Below are 22,104 nucleotides of genomic sequence, written 5' to 3' on the forward strand. Positions count from 1 at the left end.
GCATGCGACCGGCAAGGAGCCCTGCCGAACTGGGGCTGACAGCATACGACAGGCGGAAGCTGGAGCGGGCGTTGCGGCAGGCGCGCGACGCCCGCTACTTCCGTCGTCTTCTGGCCATCAAGCTCATCGCCGAGGGCAAGGGCCCGGGTGAGGTCGCGCACCTGGCAGCCCTGAGTCGACCAGCGGTCTACTTCTGGCTTGAGCGCTACCTTGCAGCACGCACTCCATCAGCGCTGTTGGATGCCCCGCGCTCAGGCCGGCCCAGAAAAGCCCCGCGCCTCACCAGCAGGCGCCTGCGTCGAGTAGTGCGCAGCAGTCCAGAGAGGGCTGGCTGGGCGAGCCATGGCTGGACGGTGCCGCTGCTCCGCTCGCACTTGCAGAGGCAGGGCTTCGAGGTATCCCCCGCACGCTGCGTCGCCGACTGCACGAGGCGGGGCTGGCGTGGAAGCGACCCCGGTATGTGTACGTGACGGCGGCGCCCCATCCAGGGCAGAAAAAGGGGGCCTTGTCCGCCGTTTGAAGCGCCTCAAACGCCAGTTCCCCCGTGCGGTGCTGCTCGTCATGGACAGCACGGTGCTGCGCTGGTTTCCACCGCTGCGCGCCGTATGGGCTCCTGTCGGTCAGCAGGCAGTGGTGCCCATTACAGGTGAAAATGCCAAGCGCACGCTCTGGGGCGCCATCAACCCGCGCACCGGCAGGCGTGTCGTCATGGCCACCAGGCGCAGCCGGCAGGAGGACTTCATGGCCTTTCTGCGCACGCTGCGCGCCGCCTACCCCGGCCGCCCGCTGCTCTTGGTGCTCGACAGGGCCAGCTGCCACACCGCCCAGAAGTCCCAGCAGCTGGCCTGCCGCCTCGGTATCCATCTGCTCCTGCTGCCCAAGCAGCACTCGGAGCTCAACTGCATGGACCACTTGTGGCGTCCACTCAAGCAGCTCGTATCGGCCAATCGCCAGTACCCTACCGTGGAGCAGCACGTCGACGCCGCCATCCAATGGGTACTGGGCCTCTCTGCCCAGGAAGCCCTCCGCAAGGCGGGCTGCCTCGCCGAAGGCTTCTGGCTGCGCGATTTGTTAGAGAACTTCTGGCGACCTACTTAGGCGGGCGTGGTGGCGGGCACCTCCGAGCGCTGCGCGTTGCCCCGGCTCAGCTCCATGCCCAGCACGCGCGGATCGAAGTACGCGTAGAAGCGCGAGATGCACTCGCCATCCCACTCGATGATGGACACGCCCTCGTAGCTCACCGCCGCGCCGTTGTGCGCGGTGCCGTTGGACTCCCACTCGAGCGCCACCCGGTCCCCGGATTCGATCATGTTGCGGAAGGTGGACTTCACCTGTTGCAGCATGCCCTTGTACTCGGTCCAGAAGTCCCGGGCGCCGTCCTTGCCGTGGAAGGTGCGGTGGGAGACCACGTTGCTCACCTGGGCGTCCTCGCCGAAGAGCTCCAGCAGCGCCTCCATCTCGCCCGTCTCCTCCAACCGCGTCAACGCCTCCGCGAAACGCCGTGCTCGTTCCATCGTCATGGGGTCTCCCGCTCCGTCTGGGTGTGAGGGTCCTGTTCCTCGACGGTGAGCACGACGCGCACGCCCTGCCGGGTCCACCGGCCGCCCGGCTGCCCCGCGAGCGGAGGGCGTGGGGGCCGCCTCGTCCCGGAGCGAGCCCGGGGCCAGGGGAGCCCGCAAAAGCAAGGACCGCGGCCCGTAGGGGCGCCGCGGTCCAAGGGAGCTCAACCCTGTCTCCCGGAGCAGGGTCGGTCCAGGGGGGGCAAAGGGTGTCAGCCGAGCACGTCGAGCGCGCGCTGGTAGTAGGCCTCGCGCGAGGCCAGGCCGTTGTAGCCGCCGTTGATGCGGCGGGTGACCTCGCGGAAGTTGCCCGCGTCGGCGTACTGGTTGAGGTTGCGGCTGTTCCAGAACCAGGCGGCGGTGCGGAAGCCCACGTCCGGATCCGCGGCGCGCTTGGGGTTGTTCTCCAGATCGATGCCGAGTGCCTGACCGGCGGCGCGGTAGTTGCTGCGGCCGGTGAGCTGGATGGGGCCGCGGCCCTTGAAGCGCACGCCATCGCCCGGCTGGGTGTTGCCGAGATCGCGGCGGCCCTCGTAGGCGGCGCCCGAGGCGATCTCCTCCATGTAGCGGAACTCACCGCTCTCGTGGGCGAGCTGCGCGAGGAAGGCGGCCTGGCGCTTGGGGGTGTTGATGCCGGCCTCGGCCATGGCGCGGTTGACGTGGGGCAGGTACTGCTCGGCCTTGGCCTGGGAGAGGTTGGGCATGATGCGGCGCAGCTGCGCGAGCGACACGCCGCCCTTGGAGCCGGGCTCGTTGCCCGGGCCGGTGACGGGGCCGGCGCCGCCCGTGGAGGGCTTGCTGGGGGCGGGCTGGTAGTGGTCGCCCGCGGGCACGCGCAGCTTCTGGCCCACCTGGATGAGGTTGGGGTTGGAGATGCCGTTGGCCTGGGCGAGCGCGCTCACCGTGGTGCCGTAGCGCTGGGCGATGCCACTGAGCGTGTCCCCGGAGCGCACGGTGTAGCTGCCGCCGGAGGCGGGCGCGGAGGGAGCGCTCGCGCCACCCTTGCCGGGGATGGAGAGCTTCTGACCCACCTGGATGAAGTCGGGGTTCCTGATGCCGTTGGCCTGGGCGAGCGCGCTCACCGTGGTGCCGTGGCGCTGGGCGATGCCGCTGAGGGTGTCTCCGGAGCGCACGGTGTAGCTGCCGGCGCCGGCGCTGGGAGCACTTCCCCCGCCGGGGACCGTGAGCTTCTGGCCCGCCAGGATGAGGTTGGGGTTCTTGATGCCGTTGGCCTGGGCGAGCGCGCCGACCGTGGTGTGGTAGCGCTGGGCGATGGCCGAGAGGGTGTCGCCGCTACGGACAGAGTAGGTGCTCATGGGGGGGCTCCGTGCGGAAGAAGGGGGAAAGGTGGGGAAGCTTTCTCCTATTCTCGCAACGGCCGAGAAACAGTTGCTTGGAGCCTGGGATTTTTCCCCCTGGCCGCGCAACCCCCTGGATTCACAGCACGGAGACCTCGCGGATGTCGACGTCGTCCAGGTTCAGGCGACGCACCGCGTCCACGAACCGGCCGGTGGCGATGCGGATCGTCTCGAAATCGCTCAACAGGAACAGATCCACGTCGGTGGGGAGTGAGCCCCCCTCCAGGATGGGCTCGTCCGGGAAGGGAAAGGAATCCCGGCCACATTTGGGACACGCGGGAGGCCGCTCTGGAGTGCACGCGGGATGCAGCCGACCCCGAGGAAAGAGCTCCAACTCCACCAGTTCTGGTGGCGCCGGCTGTTGGAACACCAGTTCCGCGTGTACCCCATGCAGTCCCCGCACGCCCTCTGCCCGCAGGCGATCCAGCGCCTCGCGGCGAATCAGGTTCAGTCCGGGGGAGTGCAGGAAGAAGGAGCCAAAGGTTCCCTCGGCAGTGCCCACCAGCGGACCCAACCGGGTTCCTGGACGCAACCGCGCGCCAACGGGCAGGAAGGGCCGAACCAGCGAACACAACCGAACGAACTCGTCGAAGGATTCGGGCCTGGGCCTGGCGTACAAACCCCGTTCGTCCCAAGCGGACAGATCCACGCTCGGGTACGCCGCCATTCCCCCCGCCCAGGTCGCGCCACATTCAGGACAGCGCAGCCCGGGCAGGCTCCCCCACTTATGACGGGCGGAGAGGTCGCCGGTGTACTGAGAATCCCTGGGTGCACGCAGTTCGTAGAACCTCGTCATCACACCCCAGAATCGTCCCAGACTCCACATGGACCGCGGAGTCTAGCCGTTCCCCACCCGCTACTTCTCGGGCGGGAAGTCCTTGAGGATCTTCTCGACGGCGGTGTTGATGAGCTTCTGGCTCTTCTTGGCGCTCATGTTGTCGGCCAGGGTGGTCTCGGCCGTGCCGCGCCAGACGAGGTTGTTGGACTTCGAGTCCACCACGTCGAGGATGAGCGTGCCCTCGCGGTACTCACGCACGGTGGCCGTGGGCGCCCCCGCGCCGCCATACGCCACCGGGCCGAAGAACGGGTCGAACCAGGGATCCCACCGGTAGCCGTAGAAGTTGTTGATGACGTCCACGTCCACCCGCTTGTCGATGGCGCCGTGCCAGCCCAGCTTGAAGTCCGGATTCTGGTTCGCATCCACCAGGCGGTAGCCGCGCTCGGCCAACTCCCGATCCACCGCCAGCCGGACCCGGGACTGGATGATGGAGTTGTAGATGCGCGTGTCCGCGCCCTCCGTCATGGGCAGCCAGGAATAGGTGCGGTAGCTCTCGAGCACCTGCACGGCGCCAGGGTCGAAGTTCGTCCGGGTCTGGATTCCCGAACAGGCGGCGAGCGCCGACACCAACACCGCTCCAGCCAAACGCGAGGACAAGGACATGTCGTTCTCCTTCAGCGCACCACGGGTGTGCTCGTGTGTGGGAAGGGTAGTCATCCCGCGTGCCCGGGAGCCCCGCGGGCGCGCGACACCACCCCGGCCCTGGCTGGCTGCTCGCCCCCTCAGGGAGGACATTGACCGGGAGAACGATGCGGACGGGCTCACCCCGTCTGGGCCCCCACGGCGTCGCGGCCGGCGAGCCGGGCCACCGCCTCGATGAGCGCCACGGGCTCCAGCGGCTTGGCCATGTGCACCTGGAAGCCCGCGCGGTAGGCCCGCCGCGCGTCCTCCGCGCCCGCGTAGGCCGTGAGCGCGATGGCCGGCACCCACTGATCCCTCGCCTCGGCCCACGTGCGCACCCGCCGCAAGAGCGAGTGCCCGTCCTCGCCCGGCAGGCCGATGTCCGACACCAGCACGTCCGGCAGCGACTCCTCCAGGCGCGCCATCGCCTCGGCCGCCATGCTCGCGGTGTCCACCCGCGCGCCGCGCTCGCGCAGCATCATCGCGATGAGCTCGCGCGCGTCCGGCGCGTCCTCCACCAGGAGCACGTGCACCCCGTCGAGATTCACCGCCGGCGCCGCCTCCACGCCCGGCAGGGCCTCGGCGCGCACCTCGGGCAGCACCGCCGGCACCGGCAGCGTCACCGTGAAGGTGGCGCCCCGGCCCTCGCCCGGGCTCTCCGCCCTCACGCTCCCGCCGTGCAGCCCCACCAGGTGGTGCACGATGGCCAGCCCCAGCCCGAGGCCCCCATGCTCGCGCGTGGCCGAGCCGTCCGCCTGCCAGAAGCGCTCGAAGAGGTGCGGCAGGAAGTCCGCGCGGATGCCCTTGCCGGTGTCCGTCACCTGGAGGCTCACCTCGCGCTCGCCGCGCGCCACCCGCACGCGCACGTGCCCGCCGGCCGGGGTGAACTTCACCGCGTTCACCAGCAGGTTCCAGCACACCTGCTGCAGGCGCCCGGGGTCACCCACCAGCAGCGCCGCGCCCGTGGCGCCCACGTCCACCTCGAGCGCGAGCGACACCCCCTTCTGCTCCGCGTGCGAGCGCACCACCTCCACCGCCGCCTGCACCACGCCCACCCACTCCACGCCCTTCCTGTGCAGCGTGAGCTTGCCGGTGATGATGCGCGAGACGTCCAGCACGTCTTCAATCAGCTGCGCGAGCGCGCGCGCGTTGCGCTCGATGACGCCGAGCCCCTTGTCCACCGCGCGCGCATCGCCCTGGCGGCCGCGCAGCATCTGCGTCCAGCCGAGCACCGCGGTGAGGGGCGTGCGCAGCTCGTGGCTCATCACCGCGAGGAACTCGTCCTTGGCGCGGTTGGCCGCCTGCGTCTCCGCCATCAGCCGCGTGTTCTCGATGGCCACCGAGGCCATGCGCGCGAGCTGCACGAGGATGGCCTCGTCCTCGGCGCTGAAGTCGCCCTCGTACCGGTCGGACAGTTGGATGAAGCCGAGGTTCTTCCCATCCCGCCCCACCAGCGGAGCGCCCAGCCAGCCGCGCAGGGGCGGCAGGTGCGTCTGCCGGCCCGAGCCCCGCCACTCGGGGTGCGCCTCCAGCTCCGCCTGCGTCAGCCGCATGGGCAGGTTGAGCCGGCACACCCACGAGTAGATGCCCGTGCCATCCAGCCGTGCCTCCTCCTCGCGCCACGCCGCGTACCGGTCCGACAGCGACACGGCGGTGCTCGCGCGCGCCCAATCGCCCTCCAGCACGAGGCTGGTGAGGGCCTGGTGGGCGCCAATCACCTCGCGCGCCTGCCCGGTGATGGCCTTGAGCATGTGACCGATGGAGTCCGCCTCGCTGATGACGAGCGCGGCGCTGGCCAGGCCCTGGAGCTGCGCGGCATGGTGCTGCTCGCGCGCGAGCAGGCGCTCCAGCGCGGCCTCGCCCTGGCGCTGGCGCGTCACGTCCCGGTGCGAGCCCACCCACTCGCGCACCGTGCCATCCGGCTCGCGCACCGGCACCGCGCGCACCAGCATGTCGCGATACGCCCCATCCTGGCGCCGCAGCCGGTACTCGTGGAGGAAGGGTGAGCCCGCGGACAGGCACTGGTTCCACATCCGCGCGGTGGCCTCGCGATCCTCCGGGTGCACCGCGTCCAGCCAGCCCCAGCCCAGCAGCGCCTCGCGCGTCTGGCCCGTGAAGGCGCGCCAGTCCGGCTGGTCCTCGACGAACTCGCCCGAGGGCGGCGTCACCCAGGTGATGTCCATGGTGGCCGTCACGAGCGAGCGGAAGCGCTCCTCGCTGTGCCCCAGGTCGCGTGCCAGGGCCTCGGCGGTGCGGCGCGAGCGCACCAGGTCCGTCACGTCATAGGCGAAGATGGCCAGGCCCTCCACCCGCTCCGCGGCGTCGCGCTGGGGGTGGCAGGCGATGTCGAAGAACAGCTCCTCGGGAAGCTGGCCCGGCTCGCGCGTGAGCTTGAGCGGCCGGGCGCGCCCCACGTAGGTGCTGCCCGACACGTACACCCGGTCCATCACCTCGAGCAGGCCCTGGCCCACCAGCTCCGGCAGGGCCTCGCGCACCGGCAGCCCCACCAGCTCGCGGTTGCCATGCAGGCGGCGGTGCAGGAGGTTGGAGAAGATGAAGCGGTGCTCGGGGCCCCGGGTGAGACACACCGCGGTGGGGCCCAGCATCAACATGTCCTGGAAGCGGGCGCGCTCGCCCTCGATGGTCAGGCGCGCCTCGCTCTCCGCGGCGAGCAGCCGCACCCGCTCGTCCTCCACCTGGCGCCGCTCCGTCACGTCGCGCACGAAGAGGGCCAGCCCGTCGCCCGAGGGCAGCGCCCGCGACTCCAGCCACATGCCCGCCGGGGCGAGGAAGTCCTCGAGCACCACGGGCACGCGCGTGGCCATGGCGCGGCGCCACGCCGGGGCGAAGCCGCTGTCGGCCAGCTCCGCGAGCCCCTCCCACAGCACCCGCCCCAGCAGCGCCTCGCGCGAGCGCCCCAGCAGCCGCTCGAGCACGGCGTTGCACCACGACAGCCGCCACTGCCCGTCCACCACGAGGATGCCATCGGTGACACCATCGAGCAGCACCGCTCGCTCCTCGGGGACGGGGCGCGCGAGGCCGCCGAGGGCCATTCTGGACGGCTCGTGGATGGGCATGACGGGCGTTCCTGGACGGGAGCCCCTGGTTAGCAGAGCGCGGGGGCACGTGCCCCGGCCCGGGGGCCGAGTGTTGAGCGCAGGCCGCTCCGAGGTGGGAGTAGCAAACACCTCGTCCACCTGAAGTTGTCCGGGGGGCGGGGAAGCGGCCTCTCCGGACGAGGCCTTGTGCCCCGGGAAGGCATCCGTTAGCAGTCGGGCCGCACCCCCATGTCCATGTCCCCTCCGTCTCCGTCCACCGCCGCCGAGCCCTCGTCCTCCCTCCCCACCGCTCCGGCCCGCCGGCCCTGGCTGCCCGTGGCCGCGGGCGCCCTGTGTCTCGTGCTGCTGGGCGTGGCGTTCGTGTGGCCGCGCGCCCAGCCCCTGCAGCGCCTGGGCACGCTGCCGGACTTCACCTTCACGCGTCAGGACGGCCAGCCCTTCGGCCGCGCCGAGCTGCTCGGCCGGCCCTTCGTGGCCAACTTCATCTTCACCCGCTGCCCCACCATCTGCCCCGTCTTCACCGGGAAGATGGCGCGGTTGCAGAAGCGCACGGCGGACTTCGGCCCGAAGCTCGCGCTCGTGTCCTTCTCGGTGGACCCCAAGTACGACACCCCCGAGCGCCTCACCGCCTACGCCGCCCGCTATGGCGCGGACCCCTCGCGCTGGAGCTTCCTCACTGGGGACTACACGCGGCTGCAGGAGACCGTCGTCGGCGGCTTCAAGATCGCCATGGGCCGCAACAGCGAGGACGAGAACGACATCCCCGGCATCTTCCACGGCTCGCACTTCGTGCTGGTGGACGCCACGGGGGAGATCCGCGGCTACTACGACAGCGAGGACGACGACACGGTGGAGCGGCTCACCCGCGACGCCGAGCGCCTGGTGCGCGGCGTCGAATAGGCGCGAGTGCTGGAAAACTCCCGGAAGGCCATACCAGCCGGGCGAGCGGGCGTCATGTGGGTGACGCACTGCTTCCAATCCCGTCCCCCGTGCATAGCTTGGCCGGGCAGCCATTCCAAAGGGGGACGCACATGTTGAACAACTACAGGGATCAGCTGGTGGGCAAGCTGAGGCACGTGGCGGTCAAGGCGGGCGTCCAGGGCGTCCACTACCTCGCCGAAGGTGCCGCCGTGGCGACGAAGGCCATCGAGCAACTCCAGGAGAAGCTGGCCCAATACGAGGAGCAGGACGAGGACGAGCGCCCCGCCCAGCGCGCCTCGGACGAGCGGAGCGACGCGGGCCGGGACGAGTCCGACGCCGAGCTGAGCGAGCTGCGCGCGGAGACGCGGGCCACCGCGGAGCTCATCATGGATGAGGCGCGGGCGGTGGAGCAGCGCATCAAACAGGCGCGGCCGGCGCGTCACCCGCTCGAGGTGACGGTCGAGGCGAGCCCCGAGTCCACCCGGGCGAGGACGCAGGGCCGCAAGACGACGACGGCCACGGCGCCCAAGCGGGCCACGGCCCCGGCGGGGGGCTTCAAGGCCAAGCGGGGCCAGAAGCACACCCACGACCACTGACGGGGGAGCTTCCCACGCGGGTGGACTCAGCCGCGGGTGACCTTGGGGGAGGCGGTCCGGGACAGCGAGCGGCTCTGCAGGCGCGCGCTCTTGACGGACACCCCCGAGGCCTTCATCTGGGCGGCCTTCTCGGCGGCGAGCCGCTCGGCTTCGGCCTTGCGGGCCAGGTCATCCGCGGCGAGCTGGGCGCGGCGCTGCACCATGCGCTCGCGCATGCCCTCGGCGGACATGTCCACGTGGGCGCGGTGCAGCCGGTAGAGCAGGTCCTCGCGCAGGGTGCCCTTGCCGCGCGCCGGCTCCACGCCGCCGGACAGCCCGACGATGAACTTGGGCCGCTCCTCCTGCGTCTGGAGGCAGCGCACGAGCAGCCCCTGGGTGACGAAGTTCAGCCGGGCCACGTCGGGGATGAACACCACGCCGCGCGTCTTCTTGAGCGCCTCGGCAAGCTGCTCGTTCTGGCGCACCTCCAGGAGCGCCCCCTCGTGGAGGAAGTTTCGCGCCGCCACCGAGGCCCACGTCCGCCGCTCATCCTCCGTCCCGCCACTCACGAGCACCGAAGCACGATTCGTCAGTAGTTCCTCTTCGCCGTAGCCTTGCGATGCCACAGGTAGCCCTCCTCGTCATGACGGCTCTGGGCAAAGATTAGCGCAAAACGGGTTCCCCGTGGAACACTTGCAAGGGCTGACGAGCCGAAAAACCGGCCTCTCCGGTGCGGTGGGGCGGGGCGGCGGAGCCAGTCCAACCAACCCACTGGGTCACCCCGGACCACCCCATGCCATGACTAACGTGGCAGGAAGGCCGAGTGGCCGTCGTGACTGGTATGATCCTCGTTGGGGCCATTGCCCCCGCGCACCCCATCGGCGCCGTAGGACTGGAGGAAGGGCCGCTGGCCGTTGCTCGCGTAGGCGTACGGGTGGCCCCAGGGGTTCACCGGCACCTCGGGCAGGTACTTGGGCACGAGGAAGGACAGGTCGCCCTCCTCGGGGATGGAGCCATGCTCGGTGCGGTAGGCCTCGAGCGCGGCGGTGATGCGGGCGAAGTCCGCGTGGGTCTGGGCGACCCCCGGGTCCGTCTTGCCGCGCAGCCCGAGCCACACGGACAGGCCGATGAGCACCGGCGCCAGCAGCAGGAAGGGAATCATGGGGTGGACGCGGCGGGGGGGCGTCCCAGGCGTTTGACTCGAGGGGGCATTCACCCTCCGGCACCTACCACAGGGCGCGGAAGAGCGGCACCGGATGGGGCTTGCCCTTGAGCCGCACGGGTGGCAGCTCCTCGAAGCTGGACTCATGGCCGGGCAGCACCGCCACGGTGCGCTCCCCCACCAGGATCTCCCCCGGCCCGGCGAGCGCGCACAGCCGGGCGGCCACGTTCACCGCGTCGCCGATGCAGGTGTACTCGGTGCGCACCGCGCCGCCGATGTTGCCCGCCACCGCCGCGCCCGTGTTGATGCCGATGCCCAGCTCGAGCTTGAGCGGCCGGCCCTCGCGCGTGGTGGCCCACTCGGCCTCGGCGCGCCGGCGCAGGTCCACCATGAAGGCCATCATCATCTTGGCGCACTGGAGCGCGCGCAGGGCATCGTCCGGGCGGAACACCGGCGCGCCGAACACGGCCATGAGCCCGTCCCCGAGGAACTTGTCCAGGGTGCCCCCACACGTGAGCACCGCGTCGGACAGGCCGCCGAGCACCTGGTTGAGCACGCCCACCGTCTGCTCGGGGGGAAGGTTGTCGGCGAGCCCCGTGAAGTTGCGGATGTCGGCGAAGAGCGTCGTCACCTCGCGCTTCTCGCCCGTGAGCACCACCGCGTCCGGGCTCTTGAGGATCTCCTCCACCACGGCGTCGGAGGTGTAGCGGGCGAAGAGCTTGCGGATGCGCTCCGTCTCGCCCGTGCGGCGCATGACGCTTTCAATCCGCGCGGCCAGCTCGTCCATGGAGGCCGACTTGTTCACGTAGTCGTCGGCGCCCGCGCGCAGGCCGCTCACGCGCTCGGCGTCGTTGTCGTTGGCGGTGAGGATGATGACGGGCATGGCCCGCGTGGGGCCTTCCTTCAGCCGCCGGCACAGCTCCATGCCGTCCAGCCCCGGCATGTCCAGGTCACTCAGGACGATGGCCGGCTGCACCTTGTTCACCTGCTCCAGCGCCTCGTACGGATCCTGGAAGCACACCACCTCGTAGCCGAGCGACACGAGCCCGTCCTGCACGAAGGCGCACGCGAGCGGGCTGTCATCCACCACCATGACGCGGTGGTGCCCCGCCTCGGGCTGGGCGCGCGCCGAGGACTCCTGGCGGCCGGCGACCCGGCCCTGCAGGGCCAGTCCCTCGTAGAGCTGCTTATAGGAGCAATAGCCGTGCTCGACGAGGATCTCCCCCAGCTTGCGGCCCGAGCGGCGCTGGAGCGTGAGCGCCTCGTCGAGCTGGGACAGGGTGAGGTACTTGAGCCCCACCAGCACCTCGCCCAGCGGGGGGTGGATGGGAAGGAAGCCCGGGGGCGCGTGGTTCAGGCCGAGCGCCTCGCCCAGGGCCTCCTGGATCTGCTCGCGCGTGACGTAGCCCAGGGAGATGAGGGCCTCGCCCAGGCGCTGGCCGTTGAGGGCCTGCAGCGACAGGGCCTCCTCGATCTGCTTGGGCGTGACGATGCCGAGCTTGAGCAGCAGCTCGCCGAAAAGCGGGCTGTCCGCGCGAACCGCGGGGTGGGGGTCGGGGCGCTCGGGGGCCGGCACGTTGTCCAGGGAAGGACGGGTCAACGGGCTCTCCACCTTGGTGAGGGGTGATTCCAAGGCCCACAGCGTACCCCAGCACCGGCCCCTCGAAATACCCCGGAGAAGCGCCCCCCCGGCCGCCCAGCCTCCGGGCGGCCAGCGGAAAACGGCCCGGGGCTACCCGCGCGGTAGCGTCACCGTGAAGGTGGAGCCCTCGCCCGGCGCGCCGTGCACCTGGATGGAGCCCCCGTGGGCGTCGACGATCTCCCGGGTGATCCACAACCCCAGGCCGAGCCCCTGGTAGCGCTGGTCCTGCACCGCCCGCTCGAAGCGCTCGAAGATGCGCACCCGGTCCTCGGGCGCGATGCCGATGCCGTGGTCCTTCACCACGAGCCGCACGCCCTTCGCGCCGCCGTCCTCCACCCGCACCTCCACGGGCTGGCCGCGGCCGTACTTGACCGCGTTGGACAGCAGGTTGACGAGCACCTGCTCCAGGCGCATCCGATCCCACCGGCCCGTCGGGACGCCGTCCGTGAGGAAGCGCACCTCGCTGCCCGAGCGCGAGAACGCCTCGGACATGCGCCCGAGCACCTCGCGCGTGAGCTGTGCCAGGTCCAACTCCTCGCGCTCGAGCAGGAGCCGCCCGGAGGAGATGCGGCCCACGTCGAGCAGCTCGTCCACCAGCACCCCCAGCCGCTCGCTGGCGCGCTCGGCCTTCGCCACGCGCTCGGCGACGTCTGGCGCGGCGGCCTCGCCGCGCGTGAGGCGCGCGAGCATCTGGATCTGCAGCCGCAGCGCGCACAGGGGCGTCTTCAGCTCGTGTCCGGCCACGGAGAGGAAGTCATCGCGCAGCCGCACCGCCTCGGTGGCCGCGCCGTACAGCCGCGCGCCGACGATGGCCAGGGCCGCGCGCTCGCCGAGGCTCTGCAAGAGCAGCCGATCCTCCTCGGTGTAGGGCCGGCTGCCCCCGGCCACGTCGCGCACCACCCCGAGGGTGCCGACCACCCGTCCCTGGGCACGCAGGGGCACCACGAGCAGGCTCTGGGCCCCGTAGCGCTCCAGGTAGGGCACGTACTCCGTCAGGCCCTCCGAGGCGCGCGCCGCCTCCGCGTCGATGTCCGGCAGCAACACCGAGTGGCCCCCCAGCACGACGCCCCCGTGCAGCCCCTCGCCCGAGCGCTGTCGGCGCGCGTGCACCGTGCTCGCGAGCAACCAGCGCGCCTCGGGCTCGGGGTGGTGGAGGGCAACGGGCTCCAGGGTGGAGTCCTCCTCGCGGATGAGCTGGAGCACACACCCATCGCCGATGACCTCGGACACCTTGTGGGCGATGACGTCCAGCACCGCCGGCAGCTCCAGGCCCGCCTGGGCGAGGAGCCGATCCACCTCCACGAGGATGCGCAGGCGCGCGGCGTGGCGGCGCGACTCGGCCTCGGCGGCGCGCGACTCGCGCAACAGCCGCGCATGGTCGATCGCCAGGCCCACGCGCGACGCCAGGTCCTCGGTGAGGATGCGCTCCGCCTCGCCGAAGGGCTCGCGCTCGGGCCCGCGCACGAAGGACATGGCGCCCAGGGTGTGATGGCGCGCCGCCAGGGGGACGACGAGGAACGAACCACCAGCCTCGCCGCCCCCGGCCTCCGGCGCGAGCGCCCGCGCCCCCGGGACGCCGAGCCCGGTGACGAGCAGGGGACAGCCGGTGCGCACCACCTCGGTGATGGCCGAGGGGCGCACGCGCTCGGGAGTGAAGGCCTCGAGGCACCCGGTGCACGGAGAGCGCTCCACGTGCGCGTGCCGCGCGGTGAGCCGCCTGAGGGCGCCGTGCTCGTCGAGGAAGTCCACCGCGCACCAGTCGGCGAAGCCTCCCACCGCGAGCTGCGCCACCGCGGCCACCGCCTCCTCCCACCCGAGCGGACCGGACAGCAGCCTCCCCGCTTCGGCGAGCACGCTCAGCCGCAGCGAGGCCGCCTCCGCCTGGACTTGAGCCACGTGCACCGCGTCCGCGGCGCTGCGTACCAGCTCCCGCAACGTCCCCGTGGCCGAGCGAGCACCCACGGGCTGATCCAACGCATGAGACATGCGATCCACGAACGTCATGAAGTTGTCTTGGGGCACTTGCATGCCCACCCCCCCCCGCCCGGAACTCCATCGGGCGAGCGGATAGCTTTTCATGACTCGCGGCGATTGCCTACCCGCCTCGACTCCGAACGTCTTCCCCTGGATGCTCACCTCGGGGGCCTGTGTCCACATCCTCCGGGGATTGTCCCGCGGTTCAATGGACGAAGATGGCGAAGACGACTTCCAGGACGATGAGCAGGACGATGGTGAGCTCCAGGGAGAGGGAGCGATCCGTGTCCACCTCGCCCTTGAGCAGGCCGTAGGTCTGGGTGAGGAGCTGTTGTTTGCGCGTCACCGAGTCCTGCCAGGAGGAGATGCGCATGCGTTTGACGGCGGCCTCGTAGACCTTGGACAGGTAGAAGTCGCCGATGATTTTCAGGCTGTTCTCCACCCGCTCGACGAACTCGTTGAGGTCCACCAGGGTGGCGAGCGTCTCGCGGGTGAGCTGGCGGTAGGGGCTGCGCACGAGGGTGGTCCACCCCCGGCGGCGCTCCTGCATCCGGTCGTGGATGCGGCCGATGTGCGAGTCCAACAGGTCGTCGTAATAGCGGAACTCCAGCAATTGCGCGTTGGCCACCTCCAGCAGGTCCGGGATGTCATTGGAGCCGGAGGGCTCGTAGACGAAGGCGCTGTTCCAGTCGACGATGACCAGGTCATCCACGGTGTAGCTGAAGCGCGAGGCGAGGACGGACTCGCGCTCGCGCGGGGAGAGGGGTTTGGAGTCCACCTCCCCGAGCAGCAGCCGCGCCAGGTCCGCGCGCGCGAGCAATTCCTCGGCGTTCGGCGAGCCCTCGATGCGCTCCACGAAGAGCACGGTATAGCTCTCGTTCTGCTCCCAGAGGTGGGGCCCCTGGGCGGCCGGGGCAATCATCTGCCGCACCGACTCGATGAGCTCCAGGGCGAGCGCCTCCAGGGCCACGCTGTCATAGAGCTCGTCGGCGAGCGCGGTGAGCGCGTCGAAGCCGGTGCCCGGCGCCACCGGGACGCGCAGGATGATGGAGGCGGCGCCATGGTCGAACAGGCGCGCCGTCACATCCACCGTGGCGGGCCCCTGACGCAAGGCGAGCACACGCCGGCCCAGCTCGAAGGCCAGGGGCGGGTTGGGCAGGAGCAGATACTGGCTGTTTTCCCGGCTCAGCTTGAGGCGGCGGGCGTCCGCGGAGATGACCTGCCGGGCCCGCTCCAGGTCGAGCTCCTCCGCGATGTCGAAGGTGCGGTAGCAGAGGACGTGAGCCTTCTCCAGGACGAGCGGGGCGGGGGCCGGCATGGGGGCGGCAGCTTAACCGCTTGGGAAGGCTTACGGGCCACCTTCGGAGGAGCCCGGAGGCTGGGGAGGATCCAACTGGGCGAAAAGGCTGTCGGCGAGGCGCTGGACACAGTCGGCGGGGGGCGCGGAGAGCAGGGTGCACTGCTGCGTGGCGAGCAGCTCGGGGCCGGCCAGCACGCGCTCCAACCTTTCCACATAGGGCTTCCAGTCATCCCGGGACAGCTTGCGCGAGGGGCGCGCCGGATCGACGGCCTGGGTGGGGGCCCGGGCGGCGCTCTGGCGGACCCGGTCGCGGTAGGCATTCCAGGCGCGGCGGGCCTCGGCGGCGGGCCCCTCGAGCGCCGGAGCCAGGGACGCGAGCGGGTTGCGCTCGCCGCGGGCCCAGGCCTCGGCGTAGAAGCCACGCCAGGCATGGTGGCGCTGGAGGCATTGGCTCTCGGTGAAACCATACCCGGTGCCCATGGAGCGCTCGCCGGTGGTGAGGTCCACCCAGTTGGCCTCCTCGGCGGCGGCACAGGCCTCCGCCATCCAGCGGTTGTAGTCGGCCTGCAAGGCCATCCACGCCTTGAAGGCGTCGGGCCTGGACTTCTTGAGCGGGAGGATGACGCGGTCGAGCGCCTTGTTCATGGCCTTGCGCAGACACTCGGCGCGCCGCTGCCCCATGAGCTTCATCTCCACGTTCGAGTCCGGCTCCGCCTTGGACAGGGGACACGCCCTTTGTGCCCAGGACTCCAGGGCGGGTGGAGTGGCCGAGAGCAGCAGGGCGAGCGGGAGCACGAGCATTCCCAGGCTCTAGCACGCGCGCGCCACGCCCCCAATCCACCCCCATCCACCGGTGAACACTCTTCCGCCCGGTGCTAACGGGCCCCGGGGGGGACGAGCTCCGTGCGCACATCCCACAGCTCGGGGAAGAAGCGCAAATCCAACGCCTTGCGCAGGAACCCCACGCCCGAGGAGCCTCCCGTGCCGGGCTTGAAGCCGATGACACGCATCACCGTCATCATGTGCCGGTAGCGCCAGAGCTGGAAACGCTCCTCCACGTCCACCAGCTTCTCGCACATCTCATAGGCGTCCCAATGACGCTCGGGGTTCTCGTAGATGATCCGAAACACCTCCATCACCCCGGCGCTCTTCTCGTAGGGCTGACGCCAATCCCGCCCGATGCGATCCGCTGGCACGGCGAGCCCCTTGCGCGACAGGTGGCGCAGGAATTCGTCATACACGCTGGGAGACTCCAACAGCCGCTCGAGCTGGGCGTGCTCGGTGGGCGAGTGCCGGAAGGGAGCGAGCGTGGCCTCGTTCTTGTGGCCCAGGAGGAACTCCAGGGCCCGGTATTGATGGCTCTGAAAGCCGGACGCCTGCCCGAGCGCGCCCCGGAACTCGAGATACTCGTTGGGCGTGAGCGTCTCCAGGACACTCCACTGCTCGAAGAGCATGCGCTGGATGTGGCCCACCCGGGAGAAGATCTTGAAGGAGGGCTCCAGTTCGTCCTTCTGCACGTAGCGGATGACGGCTTCCAGCTCATGGACGAGCAACTTCATCCACAGCTCGCTCGTCTGGTGCTGGATGATGAAGAGCAGCTCGTCGTGGTGGGGGGGTTGCGAGCGGGTAACCTGCGCGGAGAGCAATCGCTCCAGCTGCAGATACTCGCCATACGTGGTCCGACCGGCCAGGTCGGTAAAGATTCCAGGCTCCAGCTCGCGCTTGTTCATGAAGTCCAGCATGGCGGGCCCCCCCGAGGCCCGCAAGGAGGACCGGACCTTCCCCGTCAGGAGAAAGACCCGTCCCCAGCCGCCGTGTCTGGCGAGAACTACCCGGCGTTCTTCTGGGCCTCGGCCAGGGCCTTGGCGGCGGCGCGGCCACGGGGCAGCTTGATGTCCTCCACGCTGTTGGGCTCGGCGTAGTCCTTCCACTCGCCGGGGCGGCGGTTGGTCTTCTCGAGCATGCGCAGCTTCTGGTAGTGCGCGGCGCAGTAGCCCTTGGTGCGGCTGGGCTTGCCACACCCAATGATGGCGCAATCCCGCGCACCGCCCTCGGTGCTGGCGGCCGGCTTGCGGCCACGGCGCTTGCCACCCGCCGAGGAGGAGGACGAGGAGGAAGAGGAAGCCGCGGACGAGGCGCGGGGAGGACGGCCCGGGCTGCGCCGCGCGGGGGCGGCGGCGCCCGACGAGCGCTGAGCGCCCGACACGCCGAAGAGGGGACCCACCGCGCTGGCCAGCGGCGCGAGCTGCTCGGCCACGCTGCGCAGGCTGTCGAGATCCGACGTGCCCGCCTCCAGACGCGACACCAGGTCGCGCAGCGGCTTGAGCTGAATCTCGATCTCGTTACGAACCATATCCCTGAATGCCTTGTCGACCGACATGCTCTTGTATCCTCGTGCTCGATGGCCGCCGCTTCGCCGCGGCACGGCTCATCCTGGGGGTTTGCTGTTGCGGCTGTTGTACACAACAGCTCAACAAACATAACGCCATAAATACACCGTTTGTCGATTAAATTTAATTAAATGTCGTTTCTTCCGTGAATCATGCTGCTACATCTGAACTTCCTTTCAGTAGTCGATTGAGCAGGAATCCCAACCCCAAAAGCCTCGCGTGGGCCGCCAGACACGCGGCACCCGCCCCGCGTACAACACCAGGGGTTGCAGCCGCACACCGCCAGGCACACAGCCGGTCTCATCGCCGCGAGGCCGAGAATCCGCGCTCCGGCCCCCCTCACCCCTCCCTCCGGGCCGACCTTCCCGCCCGCCTGACAACACTTCGTGAGATTTCGAGAGCCCTTCCCCTCGCCGAAGCCCCCGTCCCACGTCCGGGATGGCCCTCGGTGCGCCGGGCTGCAAGCCGTTGGAACACCGGTGACACACCGTGGAGTCACCGGGGGCTTCCAGCCACCGCGCGTCTCCGCCCCGCCAGGAGTTGACGGGCAGACAGGCAAGCCCCGGCGCCTCTCTCGCAGGTGCCATCCCAACCGGCCATCCCCATCTTCATTCCCCGTGGAGTCCGACCTGAATCCGTTGCGCCGTGCGTTCTTCCGCTTCGCCGAGCGGGGCGCGGCGCTGTCCGCGCGCTATCACCGGGCCCGGCTGATGGGAGCACAACACCTACCCGCGGCGGGTCCAATCCTGCTCGTGGGCAATCACGGGCTCTGGGGTTACGAAACCCCCGCCTTCTTCCATCTACTGCACCGCGCTACAGGCCGCTACCCGATGGGGCTCGCCGAGCGGGGATTCTTCAAGATTCCCGTGGTGAAGACATTGCTGCCCTGGCTCGGGGGGGTGGAAGGCACACGGCAGAAGGCGCTGGAGGCGCTCGGCGAGGGCCACCTCGTGGTGTGCTATCCCGGCGGCGCCTGGGAAACCTTCAAGAAACCCCGGCACCACTACACCTTGAGGTGGGAGGAGACGTTGGGCTTCGCGCGGCTGGCGGCCCAGGCGCGGGTGCCCCTGGTGCCCTTCGCGGGATTCGGGGTGGATGGCGCCTTTGTCTGTCCAGAGGACGAGCGGTGGAGCGTGGCGTTGGCGCCTGGGGAGAAGTACCGCGTTCCCCTGGGCATGCCCTTGCCGTTGCCCGTGAAGATGACCTTCGCCCTGGGCCGGCCGCTGCCGCCCCCCGCCCCGGAGGCGTCCGAGACGGAACTCAAACGTTTCCGGGACCGCGTCGCCACCCAGGTGCGCCACCTCCTCATCCGAGCCTGTCATGCCTGAGGCCCTCGTTTCCGCCACCCCGCCCCGGCTCGTGCCGGAGCCCGGGGACATCCAACCCGGCTACGAATTGCCCTGCGAGGAGCGGCGGGTGCACGGAGCGACCGTGCGCCTGTTCACCTTTCCAGAGGGAAGCCAGGAGCCCTCGCGCACCGTGGTGTGTCTGCCAGGACTGGGCGCCTCGGGGCGCTCCTTCGCGCCCATGCGCCCGCTCGCGTCCGACTGGCGGCTGGTGTTGTGGACGCCGCCGTTGCAGACGCCGCTCACCCATACGCCCCTGCAATGGAACGTCGATGCGCTCTCGCGCCCCGAGGCGCAACTGCCCGAGCGCTTCGCCCTGGTGGGCTCTTCCTTTGGAAGTCTCATCGCGCTCGCCTTCGCGCTCGAGCACCCCGAGCGCCTCAAGGCCCTGGTGCTGGTGTCGCCGGTGGCGAGCGTGCAACGCATCCGCCGCGGCGCCGTGGCACTGTCCACCCTGGTGCGCATTCCCAAACCCTTCGCCTACCTCTTCGCCCCCACGGTGGCGCGCGTCATGGGCGGGCGCTACCTGCCCGCCGAGGGCCGGGCGGAAATCGTGCGCGAGGGCCGCCGCATCTCTCCCCTGGAGATGTTGCGGCGGCTCAAGGACATCCTCGCTGCGGGCTACCTGGAAGAGCTCGGGCGGCTGAAGGTCCCCACCCTCATCCTCCATGGAGGACGGGACAAGCTCGTGCCCCTGTCCTATGCGCGGGACGTGGCCGAGCGCATCCCCGGCGCGCGGCTGGAAGTGCTGCGCGAAGCCAGCCATCTGCCCTACATGAGCCATACCGACGCCTTCAACGCCTTCGTCGACGACTTCCTCCGCCAACACGACGCCTGAGCCGCTCCCGCCTCCATGGATACCTCCACCTCGCTGTCCCGCTCCGCCCTGATGTTCCTCTCGCGCCGCGAGGGGTTGAAGCAAGCCGCCACCCGCGTGCCCGCCCTGGGGCGGGTCGCCCGCCGCTTCATCGCCGGCGAGACGCTCGAGGACGCCGTCGCGGCGGTGAAGGAATTGAATGCCCGCGGCATCACCGTCTCCTTTGATCACCTCAACGAGGCGGTGCGCACCCCGGACGAGACGCGCGCGGAGGTGGCCGAGTACCTCCGGCTGCTCGCGCGCATCGACCAGGAAAAGGCACGCGGCAACGTCTCGCTCAAGCTCACCCAGTGCGGCCTGCTCTTCGACAAGGAGCTGGCGCTCGCCAACGCGCGCGAGGTGGTGGCCGAGGCGAAGCGGCGCGGCTCGTTCGTGCGCGTGGACATGGAGCAGAGCGAGGTGACCCAGGCCACGCTGGACGTGGTGCGCGCGCTGCACCGGGAGTTCGGTGGCAAGCACGTGGGCGCGGTGCTGCAGAGCAGCCTGTACCGCACCGAGGCGGATGCGAAGGCGTTGTGCGCCGAGGGCATCCGCATCCGTCTGTGCAAGGGCGCCTACCTCGAGGGGCCCGACGTGGCGTACCAGGACAAGCGCGAGGTGGACGAGTGCTTCCTGCGCACCATGCGCGTGCTGCTCGACAGCGGGCTGTACCATGGCATCGCCACGCATGACGAGCGGATGATCCAGGAGACGCTCACCTACGCGAAGGAGAAGAAGCTCAAGCGCGGCGCGTTCGAATTCCAGATGCTCTATGGCATCCGCCGCGACCTGCAGGAGCTGCTCGTGGGCGAGGGCTACCCGGTGCGCGTCTATGTCCCCTACGGCAAGCACTGGTACCCGTATTTCATGCGCCGGCTCGCCGAGCGCCCCGCCAACGTCTGGTTCGTGTTGAAGAACTTCATGAAGGGCTAGGCTCCCGCCGCGTCCCGGCCGAGGTCCCCCACCCGCTCGGCCTCGGGCTCCGGCCGTTTGACGCGCAGGGTGACGAACTCCTCGGCCACCGTGGGGTGGATGCCCACCGTGGCGTCGAGCTGCTTCTTGGTGACGCCACACTTCAACGCCACCGCCAGGCCCTGGATGATTTCCGGTGCGTCCGCGCCCACCATGTGGATGCCCAGCACCTGATCACTCTCCCGCGCGACGATGACCTTGAGCATCACCCGCTCGTCGCGCCCGCTCAGCACGTGCTTCATGGGCCGGAAGCTGGACACATACACGTCCACCGCGCCGTATCTGCTCCGCGCCTCGCGCTCGGTGCACCCCACCGTGCCCACCGGCGGCTGGCTGAACACCGCCGAGGCCACCCCCGAGTGGTCCATCCGCGTGGGATTGTCATGGAAGAGCGTCTCGGCCACCGCCCGCCCCTCGGCGATCGCCACCGGGGTGAGGTTGATGCGGTCCGTCACGTCGCCCACCGCGTAGATGCTCTCCACCCGGGTGCGCGACCATTCATCCACCTTCACCGCGCCCCGTGCGTCCAGCTCCACCCCCACCTCCTCCAACCCGAGCCCCTTCGTGTTGGGCACCCGCCCCGTGGCGAACAACACCGTGTCCACCTCGAGCGTCTCCAGGCCCGTGAGCACACTCAACGTCCCATCCGCCTGCTTCTCGATGCCGCGCAAGAGGCTCTCGGTGCGCAATCCAATCCCCTTCTTGCGCATCTCCTCGGCGAGCACCGCGCGCACGTCGTCATCGAAGCCGCGCAGCACCGTGCCGCCGCGCAGGAACATCGTCACCCGCGAGCCCAGCGCGTTGAAGATGCCCGCGAACTCCACCCCGATGTAGCCCCCGCCCACGATGGCCACCCGGCGCGGCAGCTCCGGCAGCCGCAGCGCCCCATCCGAGGTGATGACGTGCTCGATGCCGGGAAGCTGGGGCAGGAAGGGATGCGAGCCCGTGGCCACCAGGATGTGCTTCGCCGTGTAGCGCTGGCCCTTCACTTCCACCGTGTGCGCATCCACCACCCGGCCCCGGCCCTCGATGAGCCGCACGCCGGATTCGTGGAGCAGCCGCCGGTACACCCCATCCAATCGCTCGAGTTCCCGGTCCTTGCCCGCCTGGAGCTTCTTCCAATCGAACCCGGGCTCGGCCACGGACCAGCCATGGCCCACCGCGTCCTCGAACTCCGCGCGGAAATGGGCGCCATAGACGAGCAGCTTCTTGGGCACACAGCCACGGTGCACACAGGTGCCGCCCACCGCCTGGTCCTCGCACAGCGCGACCCGGGCGCCATACCCGCCCGCCCGGCGGCTCGCGGCCACGCCTCCCGAGCCCCCGCCAATGGTGAACAGGTCGAAGTCATATTCCGGCATGGGCTCTTCCTCGCGAGGGGTTGAGTTCATCCTTCAGGACCACACGATGGGCACGCCCCCGGATGCGCGTCCTCCATGGAGAGGGCCGGGATGCCCGCCCCACCAGCGAGGAAGCGGGCTCGCGCGCCGGGGAAAGGCCCCCTACCTTCACCGAGACATGTAGACCCCGC

At 70.1% G+C, this 22,104-nt stretch carries 21 protein-coding genes; 7 read left to right on the top strand and 14 right to left on the bottom strand.

What is annotated here, in order from left to right; all coding sequences use genetic code 11:
* Positions 1-2: 2 nt before the first annotated feature.
* Together F0U63_RS47540 and F0U63_RS47545 are read left to right on the top strand one after the other, a co-directional pair.
* The gene (locus F0U63_RS47540; RefSeq protein ID WP_395848531.1) at positions 3-470 is read left to right on the top strand and encodes a helix-turn-helix domain-containing protein; all 468 of its coding nucleotides are present in this window, start codon (positions 3-5) and stop codon (positions 468-470) included.
* Positions 471-516: 46 nt separating this feature from the next.
* Positions 517-1,098 carry a transposase gene (locus tag F0U63_RS47545; RefSeq protein WP_395841548.1) on the top strand — a complete coding sequence of 194 codons (582 nt, stop codon included), beginning with the start codon at positions 517-519 and terminating at the stop codon, positions 1,096-1,098.
* Here F0U63_RS47545 and F0U63_RS47550 read toward each other — a convergent pair.
* The 5 genes from F0U63_RS47550 to F0U63_RS47570 all read right to left on the bottom strand — a co-directional run bounded on the left by F0U63_RS47550 (position 1,095) and on the right by F0U63_RS47570 (position 7,429).
* On the bottom strand, positions 1,095-1,520 hold the full coding sequence (locus tag F0U63_RS47550; RefSeq protein ID WP_395841916.1) for a nuclear transport factor 2 family protein: 426 nt from the start codon (positions 1,518-1,520) through the stop codon (positions 1,095-1,097). The two genes, F0U63_RS47545 and F0U63_RS47550, sit on opposite strands and share 4 nt — an antisense overlap.
* A 251-nt stretch (positions 1,521-1,771) precedes the next feature.
* Complete coding sequence (locus tag F0U63_RS47555) at positions 1,772-2,875, bottom strand: LysM peptidoglycan-binding domain-containing protein (protein WP_395841918.1); 1,104 nt, start codon at positions 2,873-2,875, stop codon at positions 1,772-1,774.
* A 121-nt stretch (positions 2,876-2,996) separates the two neighbouring features.
* Entirely contained in the window at positions 2,997-3,743 is a 747-nt protein-coding gene (locus tag F0U63_RS47560; RefSeq protein ID WP_395841920.1) for a double-CXXCG motif protein, read from the bottom strand.
* A 30-nt stretch (positions 3,744-3,773) separates the two neighbouring features.
* Positions 3,774-4,358, bottom strand: coding sequence for a DUF4136 domain-containing protein (locus F0U63_RS47565; RefSeq protein WP_395841922.1), 585 nt, complete (start codon positions 4,356-4,358; stop codon positions 3,774-3,776).
* Between the two features lie 158 nt (positions 4,359-4,516).
* On the bottom strand, positions 4,517-7,429 hold the full coding sequence (locus F0U63_RS47570) for an ATP-binding protein (protein WP_395841924.1): 2,913 nt from the start codon (positions 7,427-7,429) through the stop codon (positions 4,517-4,519).
* A gap of 234 nt (positions 7,430-7,663) precedes the next feature.
* On the opposite strand from F0U63_RS47570, the gene F0U63_RS47575 reads away from it, so the two are divergent.
* Both F0U63_RS47575 and F0U63_RS47580 read left to right on the top strand, forming a co-directional pair.
* The gene (locus tag F0U63_RS47575; RefSeq protein WP_395841926.1) at positions 7,664-8,335 is read left to right on the top strand and encodes an SCO family protein; all 672 of its coding nucleotides are present in this window, start codon (positions 7,664-7,666) and stop codon (positions 8,333-8,335) included.
* 131 nt (positions 8,336-8,466) lie between these two features.
* Positions 8,467-8,952 carry a hypothetical protein gene (locus tag F0U63_RS47580; RefSeq protein ID WP_395841928.1) on the top strand — a complete coding sequence of 162 codons (486 nt, stop codon included), beginning with the start codon at positions 8,467-8,469 and terminating at the stop codon, positions 8,950-8,952.
* Positions 8,953-8,978: 26 nt separating this feature from the next.
* On the opposite strand, the gene F0U63_RS47585 is transcribed toward F0U63_RS47580, so the two are convergent.
* From F0U63_RS47585 to F0U63_RS47620, 8 genes are all read right to left on the bottom strand, one after another.
* A complete protein-coding gene (locus tag F0U63_RS47585; protein ID WP_395841930.1) occupies positions 8,979-9,557 on the bottom strand; it encodes a Fis family transcriptional regulator in 579 nt (192 codons plus the stop codon).
* Positions 9,558-9,733: 176 nt separating this feature from the next.
* Positions 9,734-10,093, bottom strand: a complete 360-nt coding sequence (locus F0U63_RS47590) for a type II secretion system protein GspG (RefSeq protein WP_395841932.1) — start codon at positions 10,091-10,093, stop codon at positions 9,734-9,736.
* A 64-nt stretch (positions 10,094-10,157) separates the two neighbouring features.
* Entirely contained in the window at positions 10,158-11,669 is a 1,512-nt protein-coding gene (locus tag F0U63_RS47595) for a response regulator (RefSeq protein WP_395848538.1), read from the bottom strand.
* A 156-nt stretch (positions 11,670-11,825) separates the two neighbouring features.
* On the bottom strand, positions 11,826-13,763 hold the full coding sequence (locus F0U63_RS47600) for an ATP-binding protein (RefSeq protein WP_395841934.1): 1,938 nt from the start codon (positions 13,761-13,763) through the stop codon (positions 11,826-11,828).
* Between the two features lie 151 nt (positions 13,764-13,914).
* A complete protein-coding gene (locus F0U63_RS47605) occupies positions 13,915-15,027 on the bottom strand; it encodes a hypothetical protein (protein ID WP_395841936.1) in 1,113 nt (370 codons plus the stop codon).
* A gap of 30 nt (positions 15,028-15,057) precedes the next feature.
* Positions 15,058-15,810, bottom strand: a complete 753-nt coding sequence (locus F0U63_RS47610; RefSeq protein WP_395841938.1) for a hypothetical protein — start codon at positions 15,808-15,810, stop codon at positions 15,058-15,060.
* Between the two features lie 74 nt (positions 15,811-15,884).
* A complete protein-coding gene (locus F0U63_RS47615; protein ID WP_395841940.1) occupies positions 15,885-16,751 on the bottom strand; it encodes a tryptophan 2,3-dioxygenase in 867 nt (288 codons plus the stop codon).
* 86 nt (positions 16,752-16,837) lie between these two features.
* Positions 16,838-17,389, bottom strand: a complete 552-nt coding sequence (locus F0U63_RS47620) for a cell wall protein (RefSeq protein ID WP_395841942.1) — start codon at positions 17,387-17,389, stop codon at positions 16,838-16,840.
* 648 nt (positions 17,390-18,037) lie between these two features.
* Here F0U63_RS47620 and F0U63_RS47625 point away from each other — a divergent pair.
* From F0U63_RS47625 to F0U63_RS47635, 3 genes are read left to right on the top strand one after another with little or no spacing between them, the layout of a single operon-like run.
* Complete coding sequence (locus F0U63_RS47625) at positions 18,038-18,727, top strand: lysophospholipid acyltransferase family protein (protein WP_395841944.1); 690 nt, start codon at positions 18,038-18,040, stop codon at positions 18,725-18,727.
* Positions 18,720-19,583: an alpha/beta fold hydrolase gene (locus F0U63_RS47630; protein WP_395841946.1), complete on the top strand. Its 864-nt coding sequence runs from the start codon at positions 18,720-18,722 to the stop codon at positions 19,581-19,583. Before F0U63_RS47625 ends, F0U63_RS47630 begins: the two co-directional genes overlap by 8 nt.
* 15 nt (positions 19,584-19,598) lie before the next feature.
* Positions 19,599-20,534 (top strand): proline dehydrogenase family protein, encoded by a 936-nt coding sequence (locus F0U63_RS47635; RefSeq protein WP_395841948.1) that lies wholly within the window; start codon positions 19,599-19,601, stop codon positions 20,532-20,534.
* Here the strand turns inward: F0U63_RS47635 and gor are convergent.
* Positions 20,531-21,934, bottom strand: a complete 1,404-nt coding sequence (gor, locus tag F0U63_RS47640) for a glutathione-disulfide reductase (protein ID WP_395841950.1) — start codon at positions 21,932-21,934, stop codon at positions 20,531-20,533. The two genes, F0U63_RS47635 and gor, sit on opposite strands and share 4 nt — an antisense overlap.
* Between the last annotated feature and the right edge of the window lie 170 nt (positions 21,935-22,104).

Source organism: Cystobacter fuscus (assembly GCF_044360685.1).
GTDB classification, from domain to species: domain Bacteria; phylum Myxococcota; class Myxococcia; order Myxococcales; family Myxococcaceae; genus Cystobacter; species Cystobacter fuscus_C.

What these genes read in the sequence shown, in the direction of transcription:
- F0U63_RS47560 (WP_395841920.1), bottom strand. Translation starts at nt 3,743, where the DNA reads ATGTGGAGTCTGGGACGATTCTGGGGTGTGATGACGAGGTTCTACGAA.
- F0U63_RS47565 (WP_395841922.1), bottom strand. Translation starts at nt 4,358, where the DNA reads ATGTCCTTGTCCTCGCGTTTGGCTGGAGCGGTGTTGGTGTCGGCGCTC.
- F0U63_RS47630 (WP_395841946.1), top strand. Translation starts at nt 18,720, where the DNA reads ATGCCTGAGGCCCTCGTTTCCGCCACCCCGCCCCGGCTCGTGCCGGAG.
- F0U63_RS47620 (WP_395841942.1), bottom strand. Translation starts at nt 17,389, where the DNA reads ATGTCGGTCGACAAGGCATTCAGGGATATGGTTCGTAACGAGATCGAG.
- F0U63_RS47540 (WP_395848531.1), top strand. Translation starts at nt 3, where the DNA reads ATGCGACCGGCAAGGAGCCCTGCCGAACTGGGGCTGACAGCATACGAC.
- F0U63_RS47635 (WP_395841948.1), top strand. Translation starts at nt 19,599, where the DNA reads ATGGATACCTCCACCTCGCTGTCCCGCTCCGCCCTGATGTTCCTCTCG.
- F0U63_RS47590 (WP_395841932.1), bottom strand. Translation starts at nt 10,093, where the DNA reads ATGATTCCCTTCCTGCTGCTGGCGCCGGTGCTCATCGGCCTGTCCGTG.
- F0U63_RS47550 (WP_395841916.1), bottom strand. Translation starts at nt 1,520, where the DNA reads ATGACGATGGAACGAGCACGGCGTTTCGCGGAGGCGTTGACGCGGTTG.
- F0U63_RS47555 (WP_395841918.1), bottom strand. Translation starts at nt 2,875, where the DNA reads ATGAGCACCTACTCTGTCCGTAGCGGCGACACCCTCTCGGCCATCGCC.
- F0U63_RS47600 (WP_395841934.1), bottom strand. Translation starts at nt 13,763, where the DNA reads ATGCAAGTGCCCCAAGACAACTTCATGACGTTCGTGGATCGCATGTCT.
- F0U63_RS47605 (WP_395841936.1), bottom strand. Translation starts at nt 15,027, where the DNA reads ATGCCGGCCCCCGCCCCGCTCGTCCTGGAGAAGGCTCACGTCCTCTGC.
- gor (WP_395841950.1), bottom strand. Translation starts at nt 21,934, where the DNA reads ATGCCGGAATATGACTTCGACCTGTTCACCATTGGCGGGGGCTCGGGA.
- F0U63_RS47580 (WP_395841928.1), top strand. Translation starts at nt 8,467, where the DNA reads ATGTTGAACAACTACAGGGATCAGCTGGTGGGCAAGCTGAGGCACGTG.
- F0U63_RS47570 (WP_395841924.1), bottom strand. Translation starts at nt 7,429, where the DNA reads ATGGCCCTCGGCGGCCTCGCGCGCCCCGTCCCCGAGGAGCGAGCGGTG.
- F0U63_RS47575 (WP_395841926.1), top strand. Translation starts at nt 7,664, where the DNA reads ATGTCCATGTCCCCTCCGTCTCCGTCCACCGCCGCCGAGCCCTCGTCC.
- F0U63_RS47615 (WP_395841940.1), bottom strand. Translation starts at nt 16,751, where the DNA reads ATGCTGGACTTCATGAACAAGCGCGAGCTGGAGCCTGGAATCTTTACC.
- F0U63_RS47610 (WP_395841938.1), bottom strand. Translation starts at nt 15,810, where the DNA reads ATGCTCGTGCTCCCGCTCGCCCTGCTGCTCTCGGCCACTCCACCCGCC.